This is a genomic window from Actinoplanes ianthinogenes (assembly GCF_018324205.1).
GTDB classification, from domain to species: domain Bacteria; phylum Actinomycetota; class Actinomycetes; order Mycobacteriales; family Micromonosporaceae; genus Actinoplanes; species Actinoplanes ianthinogenes.
Genome location: NZ_AP023356.1, coordinates 8,648,889 through 8,668,886, shown reverse-complemented (window position 1 = coordinate 8,668,886; position 19,998 = coordinate 8,648,889). Strand labels below are relative to the sequence as shown.

23 protein-coding genes are annotated in these 19,998 nt (G+C 69.8%); 13 read left to right on the top strand and 10 right to left on the bottom strand.

What is annotated here, in order from left to right; translation table 11 throughout:
• The first annotated feature begins 66 nt into the window (after positions 1–66).
• Together Aiant_RS39095 and Aiant_RS39090 are read left to right on the top strand one after the other, a co-directional pair.
• Positions 67–1,446, top strand: a complete 1,380-nt coding sequence (locus Aiant_RS39095) for a M20/M25/M40 family metallo-hydrolase (protein ID WP_189334949.1) — start codon at positions 67–69, stop codon at positions 1,444–1,446.
• Positions 1,447–1,649: 203 nt separating this feature from the next.
• Positions 1,650–2,711, top strand: a complete 1,062-nt coding sequence (locus tag Aiant_RS39090; protein WP_212847319.1) for a carboxylate-amine ligase — start codon at positions 1,650–1,652, stop codon at positions 2,709–2,711.
• Here the strand turns inward: Aiant_RS39090 and Aiant_RS39085 are convergent.
• From Aiant_RS39085 to Aiant_RS39075, 4 genes are all read right to left on the bottom strand, one after another.
• Positions 2,674–3,843 (bottom strand): sigma-70 family RNA polymerase sigma factor, encoded by a 1,170-nt coding sequence (locus Aiant_RS39085; protein WP_189334951.1) that lies wholly within the window; start codon positions 3,841–3,843, stop codon positions 2,674–2,676. The genes Aiant_RS39090 and Aiant_RS39085 overlap by 38 nt on opposite strands.
• A 129-nt stretch (positions 3,844–3,972) precedes the next feature.
• On the bottom strand, positions 3,973–4,104 hold the full coding sequence (locus Aiant_RS46740) for a hypothetical protein (protein WP_268248847.1): 132 nt from the start codon (positions 4,102–4,104) through the stop codon (positions 3,973–3,975).
• A 65-nt stretch (positions 4,105–4,169) separates the two neighbouring features.
• Positions 4,170–5,108, bottom strand: a complete 939-nt coding sequence (locus tag Aiant_RS39080; RefSeq protein ID WP_189334952.1) for an SDR family NAD(P)-dependent oxidoreductase — start codon at positions 5,106–5,108, stop codon at positions 4,170–4,172.
• A gap of 32 nt (positions 5,109–5,140) precedes the next feature.
• A complete protein-coding gene (locus tag Aiant_RS39075) occupies positions 5,141–5,512 on the bottom strand; it encodes a VOC family protein (protein WP_189334953.1) in 372 nt (123 codons plus the stop codon).
• 47 nt (positions 5,513–5,559) lie between these two features.
• Here Aiant_RS39075 and Aiant_RS39070 point away from each other — a divergent pair, with 47 nt between their 5' ends.
• From Aiant_RS39070 to Aiant_RS39035, 9 genes are all read left to right on the top strand, one after another.
• Complete coding sequence (locus Aiant_RS39070) at positions 5,560–6,270, top strand: phosphotransferase (RefSeq protein ID WP_189334954.1); 711 nt, start codon at positions 5,560–5,562, stop codon at positions 6,268–6,270.
• 105 nt (positions 6,271–6,375) lie between these two features.
• On the top strand, positions 6,376–7,329 hold the full coding sequence (locus Aiant_RS39065) for a TauD/TfdA dioxygenase family protein (RefSeq protein ID WP_189334955.1): 954 nt from the start codon (positions 6,376–6,378) through the stop codon (positions 7,327–7,329).
• Entirely contained in the window at positions 7,322–8,152 is an 831-nt protein-coding gene (locus tag Aiant_RS39060) for an ABC transporter ATP-binding protein (RefSeq protein WP_229831097.1), read from the top strand. The genes Aiant_RS39065 and Aiant_RS39060 overlap by 8 nt, the downstream gene beginning before the upstream one ends.
• Positions 8,149–8,568, top strand: a complete 420-nt coding sequence (locus Aiant_RS46190; protein ID WP_229831099.1) for an ABC transporter permease — start codon at positions 8,149–8,151, stop codon at positions 8,566–8,568. The genes Aiant_RS39060 and Aiant_RS46190 overlap by 4 nt, the downstream gene beginning before the upstream one ends.
• Complete coding sequence (locus Aiant_RS46185) at positions 8,541–8,912, top strand: ABC transporter permease (RefSeq protein WP_342358082.1); 372 nt, start codon at positions 8,541–8,543, stop codon at positions 8,910–8,912. Before Aiant_RS46190 ends, Aiant_RS46185 begins: the two co-directional genes overlap by 28 nt.
• A gap of 5 nt (positions 8,913–8,917) precedes the next feature.
• On the top strand, positions 8,918–9,976 hold the full coding sequence (locus Aiant_RS39050; protein WP_189334956.1) for an ABC transporter substrate-binding protein: 1,059 nt from the start codon (positions 8,918–8,920) through the stop codon (positions 9,974–9,976).
• Positions 9,977–9,983: 7 nt separating this feature from the next.
• Positions 9,984–11,369, top strand: a complete 1,386-nt coding sequence (locus Aiant_RS39045; RefSeq protein WP_189334957.1) for an MFS transporter — start codon at positions 9,984–9,986, stop codon at positions 11,367–11,369.
• 275 nt (positions 11,370–11,644) lie between these two features.
• Positions 11,645–13,078: a non-reducing end alpha-L-arabinofuranosidase family hydrolase gene (locus tag Aiant_RS39040; RefSeq protein WP_189334958.1), complete on the top strand. Its 1,434-nt coding sequence runs from the start codon at positions 11,645–11,647 to the stop codon at positions 13,076–13,078.
• A gap of 255 nt (positions 13,079–13,333) precedes the next feature.
• Positions 13,334–13,672, top strand: coding sequence for a nitroreductase/quinone reductase family protein (locus tag Aiant_RS39035; protein WP_229831102.1), 339 nt, complete (start codon positions 13,334–13,336; stop codon positions 13,670–13,672).
• A gap of 135 nt (positions 13,673–13,807) precedes the next feature.
• On the opposite strand, the gene Aiant_RS39030 is transcribed toward Aiant_RS39035, so the two are convergent.
• From Aiant_RS39030 to Aiant_RS39020, 3 genes are all read right to left on the bottom strand, one after another.
• The gene (locus Aiant_RS39030; protein WP_189334960.1) at positions 13,808–14,449 is read right to left on the bottom strand and encodes a hypothetical protein; all 642 of its coding nucleotides are present in this window, start codon (positions 14,447–14,449) and stop codon (positions 13,808–13,810) included.
• 537 nt (positions 14,450–14,986) lie between these two features.
• Positions 14,987–15,715, bottom strand: a complete 729-nt coding sequence (locus Aiant_RS39025) for a hypothetical protein (protein WP_189334961.1) — start codon at positions 15,713–15,715, stop codon at positions 14,987–14,989.
• 785 nt (positions 15,716–16,500) lie between these two features.
• On the bottom strand, positions 16,501–16,782 hold the full coding sequence (locus Aiant_RS39020) for a MarR family winged helix-turn-helix transcriptional regulator (RefSeq protein ID WP_425322648.1): 282 nt from the start codon (positions 16,780–16,782) through the stop codon (positions 16,501–16,503).
• Between the two features lie 80 nt (positions 16,783–16,862).
• Between Aiant_RS39020 and Aiant_RS39015 the strand changes: the two genes are divergently transcribed.
• Complete coding sequence (locus Aiant_RS39015; protein ID WP_189335045.1) at positions 16,863–17,576, top strand: NAD(P)H-binding protein; 714 nt, start codon at positions 16,863–16,865, stop codon at positions 17,574–17,576.
• A gap of 308 nt (positions 17,577–17,884) precedes the next feature.
• Complete coding sequence (locus Aiant_RS39010) at positions 17,885–18,151, top strand: hypothetical protein (protein WP_189334962.1); 267 nt, start codon at positions 17,885–17,887, stop codon at positions 18,149–18,151.
• Between the two features lie 36 nt (positions 18,152–18,187).
• On the opposite strand, the gene Aiant_RS39005 is transcribed toward Aiant_RS39010, so the two are convergent.
• The 3 genes from Aiant_RS39005 to Aiant_RS38995 form a co-directional block, all read right to left on the bottom strand.
• Positions 18,188–18,847, bottom strand: coding sequence for a Bax inhibitor-1/YccA family protein (locus Aiant_RS39005; RefSeq protein ID WP_189334963.1), 660 nt, complete (start codon positions 18,845–18,847; stop codon positions 18,188–18,190).
• Between the two features lie 73 nt (positions 18,848–18,920).
• Positions 18,921–19,352 carry an acyl-CoA thioesterase gene (locus Aiant_RS39000; protein ID WP_189334964.1) on the bottom strand — a complete coding sequence of 144 codons (432 nt, stop codon included), beginning with the start codon at positions 19,350–19,352 and terminating at the stop codon, positions 18,921–18,923.
• Complete coding sequence (locus tag Aiant_RS38995; RefSeq protein ID WP_189334965.1) at positions 19,349–19,972, bottom strand: TetR/AcrR family transcriptional regulator; 624 nt, start codon at positions 19,970–19,972, stop codon at positions 19,349–19,351. The genes Aiant_RS39000 and Aiant_RS38995 overlap by 4 nt, the downstream gene beginning before the upstream one ends.
• Positions 19,973–19,998: the final 26 nt, after the last annotated feature.

Genomic DNA, 19,998 nt, shown 5'->3' with positions numbered 1-19,998 from the left:
CAAGCCCGCCACCTTTCGCACCCGCGCGGACCGCGTGACCCGCCCGGATCCGGGTAGCCGCACGCCATGGCCGACGAGACCCACCAGTATCTGTCCTGGCACATCGACGACCTGATCGGCGAGCTGACCGAGTGGGTGCGCATCCCGTCGGTGGCGGGGGTGCCCGAGCACGCCCAGGACCTGCTGCGCTCGGCACACTGGCTGGCCGGGGCGCTGCGCGCCACCGGCTTCCCGGAAGTACAGGTCTGGAACGCGCCGGACGCCCCCGCGGTGCACGCCGAGTGGTGTGCCGCGCCCGGCGCGCCGACCGTGCTGATCTACAGCCATCACGACGTGCGGGCCGCCAAGGAGGAGCAGTGGGTGGAGACCGCCCCGTTCGAGGCGGTGGCGCGCGACGGCTACGTCTACGGGCGCGGTGCCTCGGACGCCAAGGGCCAGGTGCTCAGCCACCTGTGGGGCATCCGCACCCACCTGGCCGTCACCGGCCGCACCGCACCGGCGGTCAACCTGAAGGTGCTGGTGGAGGGCGAGGAGGAGACCGGATCGGCGCACCTGGCCGGCCTGCTCGACGAGCACCGCGACCGGCTCGGCGCCGACCTGGTGGTCTTCTCCGACACGATGAACTGGCACACCGGACAACCCGCCGTCTGCACCAGCCTGCGCGGCATGGTCAGTGCCCAGTTGCGGGTGCACGGGCCGCTGCGGGACGTGCACAGCGGCGGCGTGTCCGGCCCGGCGCCGAACCCCGCCGTCGAACTGGCCCGGCTGATCGGCGCGCTGCACGACGACCGGGGCCGGATCACGCTGCCCGGTTTCTACGACGACGTGCTGCCGCTGACCGGCGCCCGGCGCGCCGAACTCGCGGCGCTGCGCTACACCGACGAGGACTGGCTGGCCCGCTCGGAGACCCGCGGCATCCACGGCGAGGCCGGCTACACCGTGCTGGAACGCCTCTGGGCCCGCCCGGCCGTCGAGGTGATCAGCATGCTCGCCGGCGACCCGACGGGTCCGTCCCGGGGCGCGGTGCCCGCGCTGGCCGAGGCCGCGCTCAGCTTCCGCACCGCACCCGGGCAGTGCGCCGCGAAGGTCGCCGACCGCCTGCGGCAGTGGGTGGCCGAGGAGATCAAAGACGGTTTTCCGTACGACCTGAGCGTCGCCGAGCAGATCTCCCAGGAGCCGTACCAGACGCCCGCGGACCTGCCCGCGCTGTCCGTGCTCGCCGACGCGACGCACGCCGGTTTCGGGGTGGCGCCGGGACGGATGGGCAACGCCGGCAGTGGGCCCGCCGCCCTGCTGGCCGAGCGGATCGGGGCGCCGGTGCTGTTCTTCGGCACCGGCCTGGTCGAAGATCGGTGGCACGACAGTGACGAGCGGGTCGCGGTGTCGATGCTGACCCGTGGCGCCGCGACGCTGGCGCACTTCTGGCAGCGGTTGGCGGCCGCGTGACCGCGCCGGTTCCCGCCGTCGGCGCTCCCGCGTCCTCCCCGGCGCCCACCGTCGGTGCTCCCGCGTCCTCCCCGGCGCCCACCGTCGGTGGTCCCGCGTCCTCCCCGGCGCCCACCGTCGGTGGTCCCGCGTCCTCCCCGGCGCCCACCGTCGGTGGTCCCGCCGCCTCCCCTGGGCCCACCGTCGGGGTCGAGGAGGAGTTTCTGCTGCTCGACCCGGTCACCGGGCACAACGTGCCGGTGGCCGAGCAGGTGCTGGGCGCGCTGCCACCCGAGGCCCGCAGGCAGAGCAGCCTGGAGTTCCGGCGCAGCATGGTCGAGCTGGTCACCCCGGTCTGCACCGGCCTGGACGAGGTGCGCGACTCGCTGATCGCGCTGCGCCGGGCCGCCACCGCCGCGGCCGAGCGCTCCGGTGCCCGCCTGGTCCCGGTCGGCGCCACCCCGGTCGCCGAGCCGCAGCGGACGGTCGCCGACGAACCCCGGTACCGCGCGATCGTCGAGCACTACGGGCCGATCGCCCAGGACGCGGCGGTCTGCGGCTGCCACGTGCACGTCGGGGTCGCGGACCGGGAACTGGCCGTACAGGTGTGCAACCACCTGCGCGTGTGGCTGCCGACGCTGGAGGCGCTGGCCGGGAACTCGCCGTTCTACGCCGGGGCGGACACCGGTTACGCCAGCTGGCGGTGCACCCAGTTGGAGCGCTGGCCGAGTCTCGGGCCGACGCCCTACTTCGCCTCGGCGGAGGACTACGACCGTACCGTCCAAGCCTTGATCGTCTCCGAGGTGATCCTGGATCCGGGGATGGTCTACTGGTACGCCCGGCTGTCGCCCCGCTACCCGACCGTCGAGGTGCGGGTGGCCGACGCCTGCCCGACGGTGGCCGACGCGGTGCTGCTCGCCGGGCTGGTCCGGGCATTGGTGGCGACCGCGATCGACCGGGTCGGTGACGGCGTGGCCGCACCGCCGATCCAGGACTGCCTGCTGACCGCCGCACACTGGCACGCCGCGCACGACGGGCTGTCCGGCACGCTGATCGACCCACGATCCGGGGCGGCCCGGCCGGCCTGGGACCTGGTCGACGACCTGGTCACCACGGTGACGCCCGCGCTGCGCCGGCACGGCGATCTGCTTCGTGTCCGGGCCGGACTGGTGCGGCTGCGCCGGCAGGGCACCGGGGCGGCCCGCCAGCGGTACCTGTTCGCGCGAGCCGCGAGCCTGCCCGCGCTGCTCAGCGAGCTGGCCGAGGGTTCGTCCGCGGCGGGTTGATCATGGGGCCCAGACCGGCGCCGGTCGCCAGCCGGCGGACCAGCGGGTTCACGCCGGTCGCGGTGACCAGCACACCGCGGGCGCAGGCGGCCTGGTAGACCGCGAGCAGCACCCGGATCCCTGCGGCGTCGAGCAGCGGCACCCGGCGCAACCGCAGCACGACCCGCTGCCCGGGAGGCTGGTTGCGGATCAGGTCGAGCAGCGCCGTCCGCAACAACCCGGCGTTGTCCCGATCGACCTCGCCCACCACGACGATCTCCAGCTCGCGGCCCGGCAGCAGCGTGGCCCGCACCTCGAACGGCGCCTCGGCGGTCGCCGGCCAGCGCGGCACCAGGTCGGTCAGCAGGCCCTCGCGCAGCCAGGCCAGTGCGCGGGCCAGCGCGCGCGACACCTGCATCTGCGAGATGCCCATCTCCGCGGCGACCTGGGTCTGCACCTGGCCGTCGAAGAAGATCGCGGACACGATGTGGCGTTCCCGCTCCGGCAGGCGGGCCAGCAGGTCGGCGGTGGTGAGCCGGTCCGCGGCGTTCTCCACCGCCTGGTCCAGCTCGCCGAACAGGTCCAGGAGTTCGGAGTCGCCCGCGCCGACCGGCGAGTTCAGCGACACCGGCTGGTAGGCGGCCGCCGACACCCGGATCCGGTCCAGGTCGCCCGGGTCGATCCCGGCCCGCCGCGCCAGCTGCGCGTCGGTGGGCTCCCGGCCCAGCTCCCGCTCCAGCGCCGCCTGGTGCCCGGTCAGCTCGCGGACCGCGTCCTGCATGCGCCGGGGCACGTGCACTCCCCAGGAGTGGTCCCGCAGGTGCCGTTTCAGCTCGCCCAGCATGGTGTTGACGGCGTACGCCGTGAACGACCCGCGTCCCGGGTCGAACCGGTCCACCGCCTTGACCAGGCCCAGTCGCGCCACCTGCTCCAGATCCGCGAGTGACTCGGACCGTGACCGGAACCGCCTGGCCAGCCGCGTGGCCAGGGGCATCGCCGCCGCGATCATCTCGTCCCGCAAGCGCTGCCGCCGGTCCCGGGCACACCCCTGCCGCGCCTGGTTCCAGGCGGCCGCGACAGCGTCGAGATCCTCCCGGCCCGCGCTGCCGGAGCCGGTGCTGCCGAGGCCGGTGCTGCGTTGGTCGACCGACATGCCAGGCCTCCGCGTTGTGGTCCCGCCTCACCGAGGATGTCGGCTAACCCTCCTAAAGGCCACCCACACCACCCGGATTGGTCACACTCCGGCAACTCGGAACCATCCGATAGGGGGCTGTCCTGCCGGTCACCGCCAGCGGCGCGGGCACCACCCGCGGCGCCGCAGCCGGCCGAGGACGTCCTCGGCCGCGTAGACGCCCAGCATGCCCGCCAGGCCGGTCACCGCCGTGGTCACGATGTCGGAGATCTCGAGATGCATACCGGGCACTTCGGCGGGCCCGGTGGCGAGAGGTCCAGCGATCGCGGTGCGAGTGGGTTGCCAACTCACCGCTTCGTCCGGCGCCGCACCGACAGCACGCCGGCCAGCGTCACCCCGGCGACCGCGGCGCCGGCCCAGGACCGCTTGCGGCCACCCCGTACCGCCTCCGCGCCGGGCGGCGCCGGGACGAACACGTTGCCGTCGTGCGGCCCGACCCGCTCCCGGGACAGCCCGGCGACCCGCATGAGCGGCCCGACCAGCACGTCGTAGAGCGCCGGCGTGGCCACGAACCCGAACTGGATGAGCCGGTTGGCGAGGCCCACGGTCACCGTTCCGCGCGGCCGGCGGGCGCATCGCACGATCGCCGCGGCCACCTTCTCCGGCGAGTCGATCGGCGGCGGTGGCCGCCCGATCCGACCGGCGAAGTTCGCCGCGTTGCGGTAGATCGGTGTGTCCACGGCGCCCGGCGACACCAGGCAGACGTGGATGTCCGGAGCGTCCCGGGTCTCCAGCCGCAGCGCCCGCACCAGGGCGCGCAGCCCCCACTTGCTGGTCACGTAGGAGCTGGTGTACGGCGTGACCACGGTGCCGAGCAGCGAACCGCCGAAGATCAGGGTCCCGCTGCCCTGCCGGCGGAAGCAGGCCAGCGCCACCCGGGCCACGTTCGCCGCGCCGAGCAGGTCGGTGGTCACCACCCGGTCGAACACGTCGGCGGGCACGTCCTCGAACCGCCCGTACGCCATCACCGCCGCGGTGTGCACCCAGACGTCCACCCGCCCGAACGAGTCCACCACGGCAGTGAGCGCCTCGGCGTGGATCACGTCCGCGACCACCACCCGGACCGTGGCGCCGAGGGCCCGGCACTCCGCGGCGACCTCCCGCAGCGCCGGCTCGGACCGGGACACCAGTATCAGACGCACCCCGGTCCGCGCGAAGGCGAGCACGGTGGCCCGTCCCACGCCGCTGGACGCCCCGGTGACCGCGACGACTCCCACGGCGACCATGTACCCGCCGAGGGCCGCCCCAACCCGGACCGCTAGCTCTCCGGCCCGGTGGACAGCTCGAACACCTTGCCGTCCGGCAGCCGGAAGTGCTGCCAGCGATATCCGTTGCTGCCGGATTGCTGCGGTCCGAGCAACTCGATCCCGGCCGCCCGCAGCGTCGCGCTCGCCTCGTCGATGTCGTCGACCTCCAGCCCGGCCACCACCTTCTCCCCCGCGAACTGCTCCGGCGGATCGTCGGCGCCCGGGCCGAACACCTCCAGCAGGTCCCCGCTGGGCAGCCGGAAGACCGCGAAGTCCGGCCTCTCGGCAGCGACGGCCAGCCCCGCGACGTCGGCGAAGAAGTCCCGTGTGGCCTGGTAGGAGTCGGTCTTCACGCCGACCCAGGAGATCCCTCTGACTCGCATCGGCCCATGCTCACCCTTGAACCCGGCTTGAGGTCAAACTGGACGACATGCCCGACCGCGAGGTGCCCCTGAACGGCGGCCGCCTGACCGCCGGTGTCGTACGGATCGGCGACACGGTGCGGCGCCCGCCATCGCCCGCGTCCCCGTTCGTGGCCGGCCTGCTCACGCGGCTGGAGCGGGCCGGTTTCGACGGCGCGCCCCGCTACCTGGGCCGAGACCCGCAGAGCCGCGACATCCTCACCTTCATCCCGGGCGAGGTCCCCGCCAAGTGGCGCACTTTCGGCGACGAGCAGATCGCCGCGGCCGCCACACTGCTGCGCGGCCTGCACGACGCGAGCCGTCCCCTCGGCGACGGCGCCGTCGTCTGCCACCACGACCCCGGCCCGAACAACACCGTCTTCCAGGACGGACTGCCGGTCGCCTTCATCGACTTCGACTTCGCCGCGCCCGGTGACCCGCTCCAGGACGTCGGCTATCTGGCCTGGTCGTGGTGCCTGTCCTCGAAGCCGTCCCGGGGCGATCCGGCCACTCAGGCGGCCCAGGTCCGCGTCCTGGCCGACGCTTACGGTCTCACGCCTGATCAGCGCCGCTCCCTGCCCGCCGCGATCGAGCAGCGGCTGCTCCGCAACGAGCGTTTCTGGCGCGACCACCCCGGACGCGTCGCCGGCCCGGACCCGGCCGAGGTGCTGGCCTGGACCCGCACGGAGCTCGCTTTCGTCCGCGGCTGCCACGCCACCCTCACCGCCGCCCTGAGGTAACCCGTTACGGACTCGTGACAGGTCGTTACGACGAGCCAATCCCTAGTTGACATATAGGAGATGCGGATATTTGATCGAGGCACGCCGAACGAAAGGAAGCCCGTCATGGCTATCAAGATTGACCGCGTCGCCGGTCGCATCGGTGCCGAGATCTCCGGTGTCGACCTGTCCCACCGGCTCGACGAGGGCGACGTCGCCGCGATCCGCGATGCCCTGCACGCCCACAAGGTCGTCTTCTTCCGCGGCCAGAACCTCGACCACGCCCAGCAGATCGCCTTCGCCCGCCAGTTCGGCGATCTCACCCACGCCCACCCGCACGAGGACGCGGCCCCGGAGGACGCCCCGGAGATCCTCACCATCGACCCGCGCCGATACGAGGAGCAGTACGGGATCGACCGCAAGCAGCAGAGCCGCCGTCAGTACAGCTACTACGCCGGCTGGCACACCGACGTGACCGCCGCGGTCAACCCGCCGGCCGCCTCGATCCTGCGCGCCGAGGTGGTGCCCGCCTTCGGTGGCGACACCGCCTGGAGCAACCTGGTCGCCGCCTACGAGGGCCTGTCCGAGCCGCTGCGCGACTTCGTCGACGGCCTGCGCGCCGAGCACCGCTTCCTGGCCAGCGTCGACACCAGCGAGCTGAACGGCTACCAGGACCGGATCAACAAGAACCTGCTGGTCGCCGTCCACCCGGTGGTGCGCGTGCACCCGGAGACCGGCGAGCGCGCGCTGTTCGTCAACCCGGGCTTCACCACCAAGATCCTCGGCCTGTCGGCGGCCGAGAGCCGGCAGATCCTGGACCTGCTGTTCGCGCAGATCGCCCGCCCGGCGTACACCGTGCGGTTCCGCTGGCAGCCGGGCGACATCGCCTTCTGGGACAACCGGGCCACCGCCCACCTCGCCCCGGAGGACCTCGACCACCTGGACGTGCAGCGCACCCTGCACCGGGTCACCCTGATCGGGGAGCGCCCGGTCGGCCCGAACGGCTTCGTCTCCGAGCTGATCGCCGGAACCGAATTCCGTGCCCAGCGCGAACCGGTCGCGGTGGGATCCGGTGCCTGACAGATCCATCAAGGTGCGTGCCCGCGGCGTAGCCAAGGAGTTCCCGGCCCGCGCCGGTGACACCGAGGGCTACGTCGCGGTCCGCGACTTCGACCTCGACGTCCGCGACGGCGAGTTCCTGGTCGTCGTCGGCCCGAGCGGCTGCGGGAAGTCCACGGTGCTCAACCTGCTCGGCGGCCTGGACCGGCCGACCGGCGGCGAACTCCTGCTCGACGGCCGTCCGATCGACGGCCCGGGCCTGGACCGCGGCATCGTCTTCCAGCAGTACGCCCTGTTCCCGTGGCGCACCGCCCTGGAGAACGTCGAGTTCGGCCTGCAGTCCAAGGGCGTCGCCCGCAAGGACCGCCGGCGGATCGCCCGTGACTACCTGGGCCTGGTCGGCCTGACCAGGTTCGCCGGCAACTACCCGCACACGCTCTCCGGCGGCATGAAGCAGCGGGTGGCGATCGCCCGGGCTCTCGCCTACGACCCGGACGTGCTGCTGATGGACGAGCCGTTCGCGGCCCTGGACGCGCAGACCCGGGAGAGCTTGCAGGCCCAGTTGGTCCGCATCTGGCAGGAGACCCGCAAGACCGTCATCTTCATCACGCACAGCATCGAGGAGGCCGTCTACCTGGGCGAACGCGTCGCCGTGATGACCGCCGGGCCGGGCCGGATCAAGCAGATCGTGGACATCGACCTGGGCGGGGCGGAGCGGGTGAACGAGGGGGACATCCGCTCCAGCTACGAGTTCACCCGGCTGCGGCACGAGCTGTGGACGCTGCTCAAGGCCGAGGTGGACAAGACCGCCGTGGAGCCGGAACCGGTCGGGGTGGGTCGGTGAAGACGAGACAGCGGACCCCGCGACGGGTGGTCAAGCGCAGCGTCGCACTGCTCGCCTTCCTCGCCCTCTGGGAGATCCTGCCCCGGACCGTGGTCCAGCCCGGTTACCTTCCCCCGTTCTCCACCGTGGTCGAGGCCGTCTGGGACCTGTTCGCCACCGGCGAGATCTGGCTGCACCTGGAGATCAGCCTGGCCCGCAGCCTGGAGGGTTTCCTGCTGGCGGTGCTGATCGGGGTCCCGGCCGGCCTGCTGATCGGCTGGTTCCACGAGGTCGAGGACTACCTGGACCCGCTGGTGCAGACCCTGCGCCAGACCCCGGTGCTGGCCCTGTTCCCGGTGTTCATCCTGTTCTTCGGCATCGGCGAGACGTCGAAGGTCGTGATGATCTTCTGGGCACGGTCTGGCCGATCCTGCTGAACACCATCGCGGGCGTCAAGGACGTCGACCCGGTGGTGATCCGCTCGGCGCGGGCCATGGGCGCCCGCCGCCTCGACCTGTTCCGCCGGGTGATCCTGCCGGCCACCGTCCCGTCGATCATGACGGGCGTCCGGCTCGGCGCCACCTTCTCCATCCTGATGCTGGTCGTCGCCGAGTACGTCGGCGCCAAGGCCGGCCTCGGCGCCCTGGTCATCAACAGCCAGTACGCCTTCCTCATCCCCAAGATGTACGCGGCCATCGTCGTGCTGGCGTTGCTGGGGCTCACCACCAACGCCGTACTGGTGCGCCTGCAACGCCGGGCCACCCGATGGAAAGAGAGCTGACTCCCATGAGACGACCCATCGCACTGGTCACCGCCCTGCTGGCGCTGACCACCGCGGCCGGGTGCGCCCAGTTCCGCGGCGACGGCGACGACGCCGACGTGAAGCCGGAGGGCGCTGCCGCCGCGGACAACGGCAAGCCCAAGGTGACCTTCCGCTACCAGAGCGGCGCCTCGTACGGCTCGATCGCGCCGTTCGAGCTGGCCACCAAGCTGGGCTACTACGAGGGCACCAGCGTGCAGATCAAGAGTGTCGGCATCTCCAAGTCGGGGCCGGAGGACATCCAGGCGATCGCGGCCGGGTCCAACGACATCGCGTGGACCAACACCGCGCCGATCATCCACGCCGACGTCTCCGGGCTGAAGATCAAGGCGATCGTCGCGGCCGGCACCACCCTGACCAAGGACACCGGCGGCAAGACCATCTCGATCGGCGGCCTGCTCGCCAAGAAGAGCAGCGGCATCACCACCGCCAAGGACCTGGAGGGCAAGAAGGTCAGCGTCAACGTGCGCTCCGCCCAGGCCGAGTACGCGATCCGCAAGTGGGCCGAGGCCGGCGGCGCCGACCCCGAGAAGATCGACTACGTGGTGGTGGCCCCGCCGAACGAGATCCAGGCCCTCCAGCAGGGCCAGGTCGACGCGGCGTACTCGTGGACCCCGGCATACAACAAGGGCCAGGAGGACCCGGGCATCAAGGTGGTGGCGACCGAGGGTGACATGCTCGGCGACTTCGTCACCGGCGGCTTCGCGTTCTCCCAGCAGTTCCTGGACGCCCACCCGGAGGCGGTCAAGGAGTTCGTCGCCGGTTACGTGAAGGCGTGGTCCTGGGCCTGGGAGCACCCGGCCGAGTTGCAGGAGAAGGCCGCCGCGATCATCACGGACTTCAAGGGCAACGCCGACCTCGCCAAGTACGTCTACCCCTTCGGCAGCCGCCCCAACGCGCTGATCAAGGACGCGGACATCCAGTTCTACATCGATCAGCTGACCAAGAAGGGCGAGCTCACCGCCGGTCAGGTCAAGCCCACCGATTTCTACACCAATGACTACAACCCGTACGCGAAGTCGTAGCGCTCTGGTGGTCGCCGTCCTCTGTGCCGGCGCCACCGCCTACTCGGTCCTTCAGTCGCTCGCCGTCCCGGCCCTGGGCACCCTCCAGCGGGAATTGCACACCACCGCCGGCGGTGTCTCCTGGGTGCTGACGTCCTACCTGCTCAGCGCGTCGGTGCTGACCCCCGTCATCGGCCGGCTCGGCGATCTGCACGGCAAGCGCCGGGCCATGGTCGGCGCGCTGGTCGCCCTGGCCGCCGGCGCCGCCCTGTCCGCGCTCGCGCACAGCCTGCCGGTGATGCTGGCCGGCCGGCTCGTGCAGGGCGCCGGCGGCGCGGTGTTCCCGCTGGCCTTCGCCATGATCCGGGACAACGTGCCGAGCGAGTCGCGGGCCCGGGCGATCGCCGCGGTCTCCGCGGTGCTCAGCATCGGCGGGGCGCTCGGCACGCTGGCCGCCGGACCGATCCTGCACCTGCTGTCGTACCACTGGCTGTTCTGGATACCGGCCGGACTGTCGCTGGTCGCGGCCGGGCTGACCGCCGTGATCGCGCCCGAGTCCGGCCGCAAGCCGGGCGCCGGGCGGATCGGGGCGCTCAGCGTGCTGCTGTTCGCCACCTGGCTGGCACTGCTGCTGCTGGCCATCACCGACCTGTCGACCGGGCATCCGGTTCGCTCGGTGACGCTGGCCGGTGCCGCGGCGCTGCTCGCGGTCATCTGGGGCCGCCGCGAGCTGCGCACCACCGACCCGCTGGTCGACCTGCGCACCCTGTGGCGCCCGGAGCTGCGCGCCACCAACGCTGCCACGCTGCTGCTCGGCCTGGGCATGTTCGCCGCCTGGATGCTCGGCCCGCTGCTGCTGCAACAGGACCCGGCCACCGGCGCCGGTTTCGGCCTGCCGGCCACGGCTGTCGGCTTCTACCTGCTGCCCACGGCCGCCGGCACGCTGGTGGTCACCCCACTGGTCGGCCGGTTCCGGGACACCAGCGGCTGGCGTTCGGCGCTGTTCACCGGGGCGATGATCACCGCGGTCGCCTACGGCTGGCTGGCGTTCTTCCACCAGGACCGGGTCAATGTGCTGCTCGGCCTGTTCCTGGAAGGCTGCGGCATCGGCCTGGCGTTCGCCGCGGTCGCGATCCGCACGGTCGGCGAGGTCCCACCGGACCAGACCGGCGTGGTCACCGGCGTCAACACCATCATGCGCACGGTCGGCGGCACCCTCGGCACCAACCTCGCCGGCGCCCTGCTGGCCACCGTCACCACCACCGGCGGCGAGCCGGCCGACGCCGCTTACACGATCGCCTTCGCCGTCTTCGGCCTGGCACTGCTGGCCTGCGCCGGGATCGCTCTGCTCCCGGCCCGATCAAACCCCGATCTACGGTACGCCCGGAGCACGGTCCCCGCCGTCGCCGATTGACGGCGGGAATCTTCCGGTAATCGTTATGCACGGCGGGTCCAACGAGTCGGCGGTTTACGCCGTTGAAACAGACCCGGGGCTTCTGGCAATATCGCGGACACAATGTGAGCGCTCCCATTTGGCATTCACATGGTCACCGGCGCATTCCCCGGCGCCGATCAGTCCCCACCCAGGAGTTCGCCATGACAGTGGGCCATCCCGCCGTACCGGAAAATGAGCCGCAAGCACCACCTGCCGCGACGCGCCGCAGGTGGTGGCGAACGGGTCTTGCCGCGATGGTCATGATCGCCGGCGGCGGAGCCGTCGCCGTGACCGCCTCGTCGGCGTCCGCCGCGACGATCGACACCAGCGCCTCGTACGTGCTGGTCAACCGCAACAGCGGCAAGGCCCTGGACGTCTACAACCTGGCCACCACCGACGGCGCCCGGATCACCCAGTGGACCCGTAACGACCAGGCGCAGCAGCAGTGGCAGTTCGTCGACTCCGGCGGCGGCTATTACCGGCTGAAATCGAAACATTCGGGCAAGGTCCTCGATGTGTACAACCTGTCCACCGCCGACGGCGGCGCGATTGTGCAGTGGACCGACAACAACACCACCAACCAGCAGTTCAGCATTCAGGACATCGACGGATACATTCAGCTGATTAACCGCAACAGCGGCAAGGCCGTCGAAGTGCAGGGCGCGTCGACCGCCGACGGCGCCAACATCGTGCAGTACAGCGACTGGAACGGCGCCAACCAGCAATGGCAGCTGGTGCGGGTCGGCGGGAGCACGCCGACCACCTCGCCGACGTCCGGATCGTGCACGCTGCCGTCCACCTACCGCTGGAGCTCGACCGGCTCGCTGGCGAACCCGAAGTCCGGCTGGGTCTCGCTCAAGGACTTCACCGTCGTGCCCTACAACGGCAAGCACCTGGTCTACGCGACCACGCACGACACCGGCTCGACGTGGGGCTCGATGAACTTCAGCCCGTTCACCAACTGGTCGGACATGGCCTCGGCCAGCCAGAACGGCATGAGCTCGGGAACGGTCGCGCCGACGCTGTTCTACTTCGCGCCGAAGAACATCTGGGTGCTCACCTACCAGTGGGGTGGCTCCGCGTTCTCCTACCGCACCTCGAGTGACCCGACCAACGCCAACGGCTGGTCGGCCGCGCAGCCGCTGTTCACCGGCAGCATCTCCGGGTCCGGCACCGGGCCGATCGACCAGACGATCATCGGTGACGGCACGAACATGTACCTGTTCTTCGCCGGGGACAACGGCAAGATCTACCGGGCGAGCATGCCGATCGGGAACTTCCCGGGCAACTTCGGTTCGTCGTACACGACGATCATGAGCGACACCACGAACAACCTGTTCGAGGCGCCGCAGGTCTACAAGGTGCAGGGCCAGAACCAATACCTGATGATCGTCGAGGCGATCGGGTCGAACGGACGCTACTTCCGGTCCTTCACCGCGAGCAGCCTGAGCGGCTCGTGGACCCCGCAGGCGGCGACCGAGAGCAACCCGTTCGCCGGCAAGGCCAACAGCGGCGCCACCTGGACCAACGACATCAGCCACGGCGAGCTGGTCCGGGCGACCGCCGACCAGACCATGACGATCGACCCGTGCAACCTCCAGCTGCTCTACCAGGGTCGCTCCCCCAGCTCGGGCGGCGACTACGGTCTGCTCCCCTACCGTCCGGGAGTGCTCACCCTGCAACGCTGACCGCTCGCGGCCTTGTTTGATCACGCTGATGGTGGGCTCTCCGGGGCCCACCATCAGTCCGTTTCCGGCACCCCGCGGAAGCTGCGAAACACCCTCCCCGACCGCCGGAACTGCGCGTGGCGGAAAGATCGATCTGCCGGGTGCTCCCCGTACCATGGCGCTGTGCCATCAGACTTCGCACTCAAATCCATGAACGCCGTGCATCGAGCTCTCCTGCGGATCACTGGAGGGCGGTTCGGTTACCGGGTCATCGGCATGCCCGTTCTCGAACTGGTCACCGTCGGCCGCCGTAGCGGCGTACCCCGCGCGGTGATGCTCACCTCGCCCATCCGCGACGGCGAGGCGCACGTCGTCGTCGCCTCCCGCGGCGGCGACGACCGGCACCCGGCCTGGTTCCTCAACCTCCGAGACCGGCCGCAGGTGGAGGTCGCCTTCCAGGGCGGACCACGCCGGCCGATGATCGCCGCCGTCGCGACGCCCGAGGAGCGGGCCCGGCTGTGGCCGGAGATCATCGCGGGCTTCCCCAACTACGCCGGCTACCAGCGGCGCACCGAACGCGAGATTCCGCTGGTCCTGCTCCATCCTGTGCCCTGAGCCGCGGGCCCGCCGAGGCTGTACCCGACGACTTTCGGACGCACGCGGTACCTGCCTCAGCGCAGGCTGGTCGTTGGCGGACACACCGATGCTCCGGAAACTCACGCGGCCCTGCATGTATGGACTGGACGCGATCTACGCAGCTCCGGGCGGCCAGGTTCGTACGGTGCCGTCCTTCGCGGGCGGTTGCATCTTGCAAACCATCGTGAGGCTGGTGAAGAAGAGGGCAGGCAGCAGTATCCAGAGCAGGATGGAGTCTTCTCGTCCGTCGTTCGCCAGTACCGCAGCCAGAGCGATCGACGCCGCCAGAAGGCCCGTGGCCCAACTGGCGTAAAACCGGCGGGAATGAGGGCGCGGGGCGGGTTCTTCGGTGGCGATCACACCCGGGTTCTGGACAACCCATTGGTCGGCCACCTCCACCGGGACCTGCGGGATGTGCAGGTCACCGGACCGGGTGCGCGACGGCATGTGCTCAGGGAGCCCCCGTCGCTCCGCCAGGGGCCACAGGCTGCCGCCGCACGCCACCGCAACCGCCGCCGCCCTGCTGACGGACGGCAGGTCCGCGAATACCAAGCCCCACCAAGCCGCCAGTGAGACCAGGCCTACCAGCAGCGACCACGGCGCCAGCCGCAGGTACCGGCGAACGCTCTTGGCCGTATGCGGATCCAGGGGAAGCCGCTGCGACGGTCTGCGCTTGAACCGCCACCGGCTCAGTGGCACCTCGACCCATTCCGGGGCGGCTGTGCCGTCGGTTATCGCCAGCGCCGGGATCTGCAATTCGGCCGCCAGGTGCGCGGGGATGACGAGATTGATTCTTATGATGACTGGGGCCTGTTCCGTCGCCGTTTGGTGATCGTGAAGCTAGCCCAGCGGTGTCGTGAGTGCATCAGGCCAGCAGAGGGCTGACAGGTGACCGATCGGCTGATATCCGTCGTCGACGGCAGCTATGCGCTGGTGGTGCATTTGCCCTCCGGGACCGGATGTCCGCTTCTCGGCAGGACAGGGCACCGGGCCGTCACAGCCGACCGCAGGGCATTACAGCGCCAGCCGGCACGGGCGCGGATGGCGGCTACTTGAGTGCGACTCAGGACAGCAACACTCGGAACAGAGAAGTACTCTCTCCTCAGTCCCGGGCTGGCGCCGGCGACAGGTTCTAGTGCGGGAACGTGGTAGACGTGGGCCTCTGGGTTCAGCGCGTAGGTGACATTTTGAAGAGTCGGCCACTTTTCTTGTCTTCCGAATGGATCGACTTCGAAGAGGATATGCCTCGTGCGGAGTGGCGATGACGACTGATCGTCACTCAGCAGGGAGCAGTCAACGGCAGGAGCTCACTTCAGGCCCGAGCGTCAGTCGTAGGGGTTCCTTGCTCTCGAAATGCAGCAGGCCGGTCTGTTCCGCAGTAGTGAGACCGTCGCGGACGTCCGCTTCGCTGACCAGGAGGCGTTCTGCCAGGTCTGGGATTGAGGTCTCTAGGGGTAGCTGGGGCGTCCATCGCAGTACCGCTTCAAGGTCCTGCGAGAGGCGCGAGCTACTGACAGCCTCGCTGCGCGCGAGCCAGACGGGAGCTGCTACGGCCGTGTCAGGCCAGAATTGCAGTAACCAGTGAGAGCGGAACCCGGGATGGAATCCGGGGCGTTCCCCGAGGTCTTCTCGTCGGAGGGCGATCCGGACGCGGAACCACTCGGCGTCCCCGAGTTCGAGGTCGACTTGATCACCAGGGCCAGAGGTTACCGAGGCGAGAGATATCGTGCCGGAGCTTGACCGGTACGGTGTCTCGAGGGCCTCATCGAAGTGTAGTTCGCCGGCAGGCGGCGGTTCGTCATGCAGTTCGAGGCGCACCAGGTGACCATCCAGGCCGGGGGCGTCGGCGTAGATCCAGCCGGCGCCTGATCCGGCGAACGTGCCGTTCGGAGTGTCGCCCCGGTCGCGGTAGTGCGGTATTTCCGGCTCCTCGTCGGGCCAGTCGACGGCTGGGTCGTTCAGGACGAGGAGGCTGTATTCCGCTTGGTAGTCATCGTCTTCGAACACCCGTAGAAGGCCCATTTGTATCAAGGTAGCGAAGGTCGCTGCTCGGCATCGTGCGAATGTCGAGGCGGCAGAGTGAATCTCCCCAATGCAAAACCGTCGACGGCTGCCAGCAGCACCACGTGTCGGGGGGACGTGCTTGCTGACTCCCGCGAAGAAGTAGCCATACTTCACGTTCGGTCACCGCCACCGACGAACGCCAGCACGCTCAAAGCGATAGCTGAGGACGCCGCGCTTGGCCGCACACACCCTGACGCCAACACACGAGCTACTACTTCTTCCGTCCCGCGCTGATCACGGCCGCCACGACTCCACCGATCATCAGCACGACGATGAGACAGAACATCAAATGCCACGGTTTGATCGCGCCCATAACCGCAGACCATACCGAGGACCATCAAGGCAAGGTTCGAAGCCGGTAGCCCGACGCGCCGATTCGATGACAAAGCGGACGCCGTGGCCAGCCGCCGCCTGGGAGACTGCGCAGTGGCTGCGGCTCAGCCTTTGCAGGGTATGGCGTCGGAGCCGCCCGCCGTCAGTCGTGTTGAGCCAGAAGCATGCTTCTCCCACTCCTGGGAGACTTCCGCAGGACGTTGGTGGCCGCACTCGACAAGATTGCCGGCGTCGTCGATCACTTTGGCGTAGGGCCGCCCCGGACAGTAGAAAATACCGTCGGCAAGTTCTCGAACCTGATGTTTCGCTATCGACGAATGCCTCCATACGAACACACTGTCGTCGGCAAGAGCGTGTGGCCCTCCGAGAACTCGGCCCATGACAGCCGGCAGCGCACGCCTCGCGACAGATCAGTGCGTTTGATCATGGAGAGCGGGATGTTCGTCGGCTTTGGCTAACAATGCGGCTGCTGCTCGCTGGATTTTGCCGAGCGCGGACAGCAAAGTGTGTCGCTCAGTTTCAGTCAAATCTTCGGTGATTTTTTGTTCGAGACGGTTCCGTTCGAATTCGATCGGTTGTCGCAGGGCTTGACCTGCGTCAGTCAGCCAGAGGCGGACCAGGCGATGGTCTTGATCGTCGCGGCGGCGGGTGATCAGGCCGGCGTCGATCAGGCGCCCGGACATCTTGACCACCGCGGGGGTGGAGACACCGACCTTAGCCGCGATCTCGCCCGGGGTACGGCCGTCATCCCCCCGCCTCCACGAAGCACGTCATCGCAGATCTCAACGATCCCGCGACCCTGCCGGCCGCCTTCGACGGTGCCGACGCGCTTTTCCTGCTGACTCCCGGCATCGGTCTAGATCAGACCCGACACGCTGTCGCGGCTGCCCAAGCCGCCGAAGTGCGGCACATCGTTCATCTGTCCTCGGCCAACGTGCTCGGCGACCCCATGCCCGCGATGGGCCGGTGGCACCACGACCGAGAGGAACTGGTTCGCGCCTCGGGCATCCCCGCCACGATCCTGCGACCGGGCGCCTTCATGACCAACGCGCTGGACTGGTTACCCACAATCCGAGCGGACGGCTTCGTGCTCGACCCCATTGGCCCCGGCAGGTATGCACCCATTGATCCCGCCGACATCGCCGACGTGGCGGCCGTCGCCCTCACCGAGGAGGGCCACCAAGGCAAGCAGTACGTCCTGACCGGAGAGGAGACACTTACCGTAACCGAGCAAACCCGTACGCTCGCCATGGCCATCGGCCGCCACCTTGACGTGCGGCCAGTGAACTCCCCCGAAGAGGCTGTGCGCGCTCGCTTCCCACACGGAGCGCCCCCAGCGCTCGCAGCCGCCCTCATCGAGGGATTCGCCCTCATGCGAGCCGACACCATCGGTTTCCGCACCGACACCGTTCGCCGCATTCCGGGCCGCGCTCCTCGGACCTTCACCGAATGGTGTACCCGTAACGCTCATCGATTCGTTTCGTAGGTTTGCCGGTAACGCCCGGACCCGAGTGCGCCGACCTGGTCAAGGAAGGTAGGACGCGCGTCAGCATTCCTCCCCCGGCGTCCTGATGTCAGGAGCGTCGGCTGCGGAGTCGTGATGATCTCGGCGGTACGGTCGGATTCATGAACATCGACGAGGATCGCGACCGTCTTGCCGAGCACCTCGAACGCCAAGCGAGCGTTTTGCCCGGCGTGCGGTGGCAGGTGTGCGCTGACCTGAATGCATGAAGCTCACAGCAACACCTTGGAACCGGCCTGGTTCGGTGGATCCTTGACGATTAGAGTCCGGGGATGCCGCTCATCGATCTTGACGCTCCGGCTCCGGTTACCGCGGGACCGGTACGTCGTGGGACGGCCCGGCTCGTGGTCCTTGCCGCGGTGGCGCTTGCACCGGTGCTGTTCGGCGTCGCCGCGGAGCCCGGCGAGCAGGTCGACGCCTCGGATTCGGCGACGGTCTGTGAGCCTCCCGTTGAGCAGCAGGGCGGCGGCGTGGTGCACGCGGTGGTCGTGGACGCCGAAAGCGGAGCGGTGCTGCGACGGATCGACTGCTCGGGGTGAGGCTCCGGGCGTACCTAAATCGGGTTTTGATCCTGGTCAGCGGTTGCGGCTGAAGATGCGCAGGAAGAACAGGAACACGTTGAGGACGTCCAGGAAGATCGCCGCGGCCAGCAGCGGGGCCGAGTCGATGTCCCGGGAGCGGCGCAGGCGCTGGAAGTCGAACATGATGAAGCCGGCGAAGATCACCAGGCCGAGGACCGAGTAGATCAGGGCGCCGTTCGGGATGTTGACGAAGATCAGCACGATGCCGAAGACGATCAGGGCGAGCAGGGCCCAGAAGCAGATCCGGGCCAGCCACGTGAGGTCACGGCGGGTGGCGTAGCCGGCCGCGCCGAAACCGGCGACGAACAACGCGGTCGCGGCGCCGGCCTGCCACAGGGCCTGCGGGTCGGTGCTGGCGTAATAGACCAGCGTCGGGGCGACCGCCACGCCCATCATCAGGCCGAAGCCGGCGAGCAGCGCCACCGTGGCCTGCTTCGACTTGCGGATGGTGAACTGCATGGCGATCAGCGCGGCGAACGAGGCCAGGTAGGCGACGAACGCGAAGAACGGTGGCAGGTTCCGCCCGAGGTAGGCGCCGAGCGCGAACAGGGCGGTGGTCGCCGCGACATACCCCATCGTCTGGGCGAACAGGGTGCGGCCGCGGTCGCGGGCGGCGACCCCGGCCGCCGGCCGGTAGACATAGGCGTCACTCATCGCCCCACTCTCGGGCTCCGGGAGCGGGCGGACACCCCTCGCCACGGATGATTCAGCCCGCGCCGCGGGTGGCTCAGCGTTGCAGGGCGGCGGCGATCTCCCGGCCGTGCTCGGTCCACGGGGCCGGGCGCATGGTGGCCGGATCGACCCGGATGTTGACCCGGCGGCCCTCGGCGAACACCGTCTCAGCGTCGAGCGAGGTGACCCGGAACCCGTAGTCGGCGCTGGACGTGCCCATCCGGTCGAGCCAGAAGTGCACGGCGATCTCCCCGGTGCCGGTGACCGGGCGGTGGAAGGTGATCGCATACTCCCGGACCACGTTGAACGCGTCCGGGGTGGTCGGGCGGCCGCCGGCGAACGAGACGCCGCGCTCGGCCCACCAGAGGACCACGGCGCGCTCGACGAGAACGGCGTACCGCGAGTTGTGCAGGACGCCCATCGCGTCCAGGTCGTCGAAGTGCACCGGCATCCGCAGCACGGCGCCGCTCTCCACAGCGGTGGTCATGTCAGGTCCCCCAGGGTCGACGGGTCGGTGGCGATGGCTCGCAGGTGATCGAGCAGCGCCCGGCGGGCGTGCTGGAAGGTCAGAGGTGTGTTGCGCATGACGGCGCAGACGCCGAGGGACTCGACCAGATAGGCGAGCTGGGCCGGGTCGGTGCCGGGGCGCAGGTCACCGGTCTCGACGGCCTCGGCGGCGACCCGGGTGAGGAAGGCGATCCAGTCGCTCTGCTCGATGGCGAGGCGGTCCTGGATGGCGCCGGGGCGGGCGTTGAACTCGAAGTAGGCGTTGCCGAAGAAGCAGCCGCCGGGGAGGACGCCGGCCTCGTAGAACGCGAGCCGGCGGTCGTGCACGGCCCAGAGCCGGCGCAGGCCGGGCGGATGGGTGAGGGCGGGCCGGATCACCCGGTCGGTCCACTGGGCGCGGGCGTGGTCGATCACGGCCAGTTGCAGCTCCTGCTTGGAGCGCCAGTGGGCGAAGAGGCCGGACTTGCTGACGCCCAGGGCCTCGGCGACCTGGCTCAGGGACAGGCCGTCGAGGCCGGAGACGGTGGCGAGCAGCACGGCCTGGTCGAGCACGGCGGTGCGGGTTCGCTCGCCGCGGAGCAGCCTGCCGTCCTGGGTCATGGACTGACCCTACAAAAAGACCGACC

Coding starts and splice junctions, on each gene's coding strand:
- Aiant_RS39095 (WP_189334949.1), top strand. CDS start 67: ATGGCCGACGAGACCCACCAGTATCTGTCCTGGCACATCGACGACCTG.
- Aiant_RS39085 (WP_189334951.1), bottom strand. CDS start 3,843: ATGTCGGTCGACCAACGCAGCACCGGCCTCGGCAGCACCGGCTCCGGC.
- Aiant_RS46740 (WP_268248847.1), bottom strand. CDS start 4,104: ATGCATCTCGAGATCTCCGACATCGTGACCACGGCGGTGACCGGCCTG.
- Aiant_RS39080 (WP_189334952.1), bottom strand. CDS start 5,108: ATGGTCGCCGTGGGAGTCGTCGCGGTCACCGGGGCGTCCAGCGGCGTG.
- Aiant_RS39075 (WP_189334953.1), bottom strand. CDS start 5,512: ATGCGAGTCAGAGGGATCTCCTGGGTCGGCGTGAAGACCGACTCCTAC.
- Aiant_RS39070 (WP_189334954.1), top strand. CDS start 5,560: ATGCCCGACCGCGAGGTGCCCCTGAACGGCGGCCGCCTGACCGCCGGT.
- Aiant_RS39065 (WP_189334955.1), top strand. CDS start 6,376: ATGGCTATCAAGATTGACCGCGTCGCCGGTCGCATCGGTGCCGAGATC.
- Aiant_RS39050 (WP_189334956.1), top strand. CDS start 8,918: ATGAGACGACCCATCGCACTGGTCACCGCCCTGCTGGCGCTGACCACC.
- Aiant_RS39040 (WP_189334958.1), top strand. CDS start 11,645: ATGGTCATGATCGCCGGCGGCGGAGCCGTCGCCGTGACCGCCTCGTCG.
- Aiant_RS39035 (WP_229831102.1), top strand. CDS start 13,334: ATGCCCGTTCTCGAACTGGTCACCGTCGGCCGCCGTAGCGGCGTACCC.
- Aiant_RS39025 (WP_189334961.1), bottom strand. CDS start 15,715: ATGGGCCTTCTACGGGTGTTCGAAGACGATGACTACCAAGCGGAATAC.
- Aiant_RS39010 (WP_189334962.1), top strand. CDS start 17,885: ATGCCGCTCATCGATCTTGACGCTCCGGCTCCGGTTACCGCGGGACCG.
- Aiant_RS39005 (WP_189334963.1), bottom strand. CDS start 18,847: ATGAGTGACGCCTATGTCTACCGGCCGGCGGCCGGGGTCGCCGCCCGC.
- Aiant_RS39000 (WP_189334964.1), bottom strand. CDS start 19,352: ATGACCACCGCTGTGGAGAGCGGCGCCGTGCTGCGGATGCCGGTGCAC.
- Aiant_RS38995 (WP_189334965.1), bottom strand. CDS start 19,972: ATGACCCAGGACGGCAGGCTGCTCCGCGGCGAGCGAACCCGCACCGCC.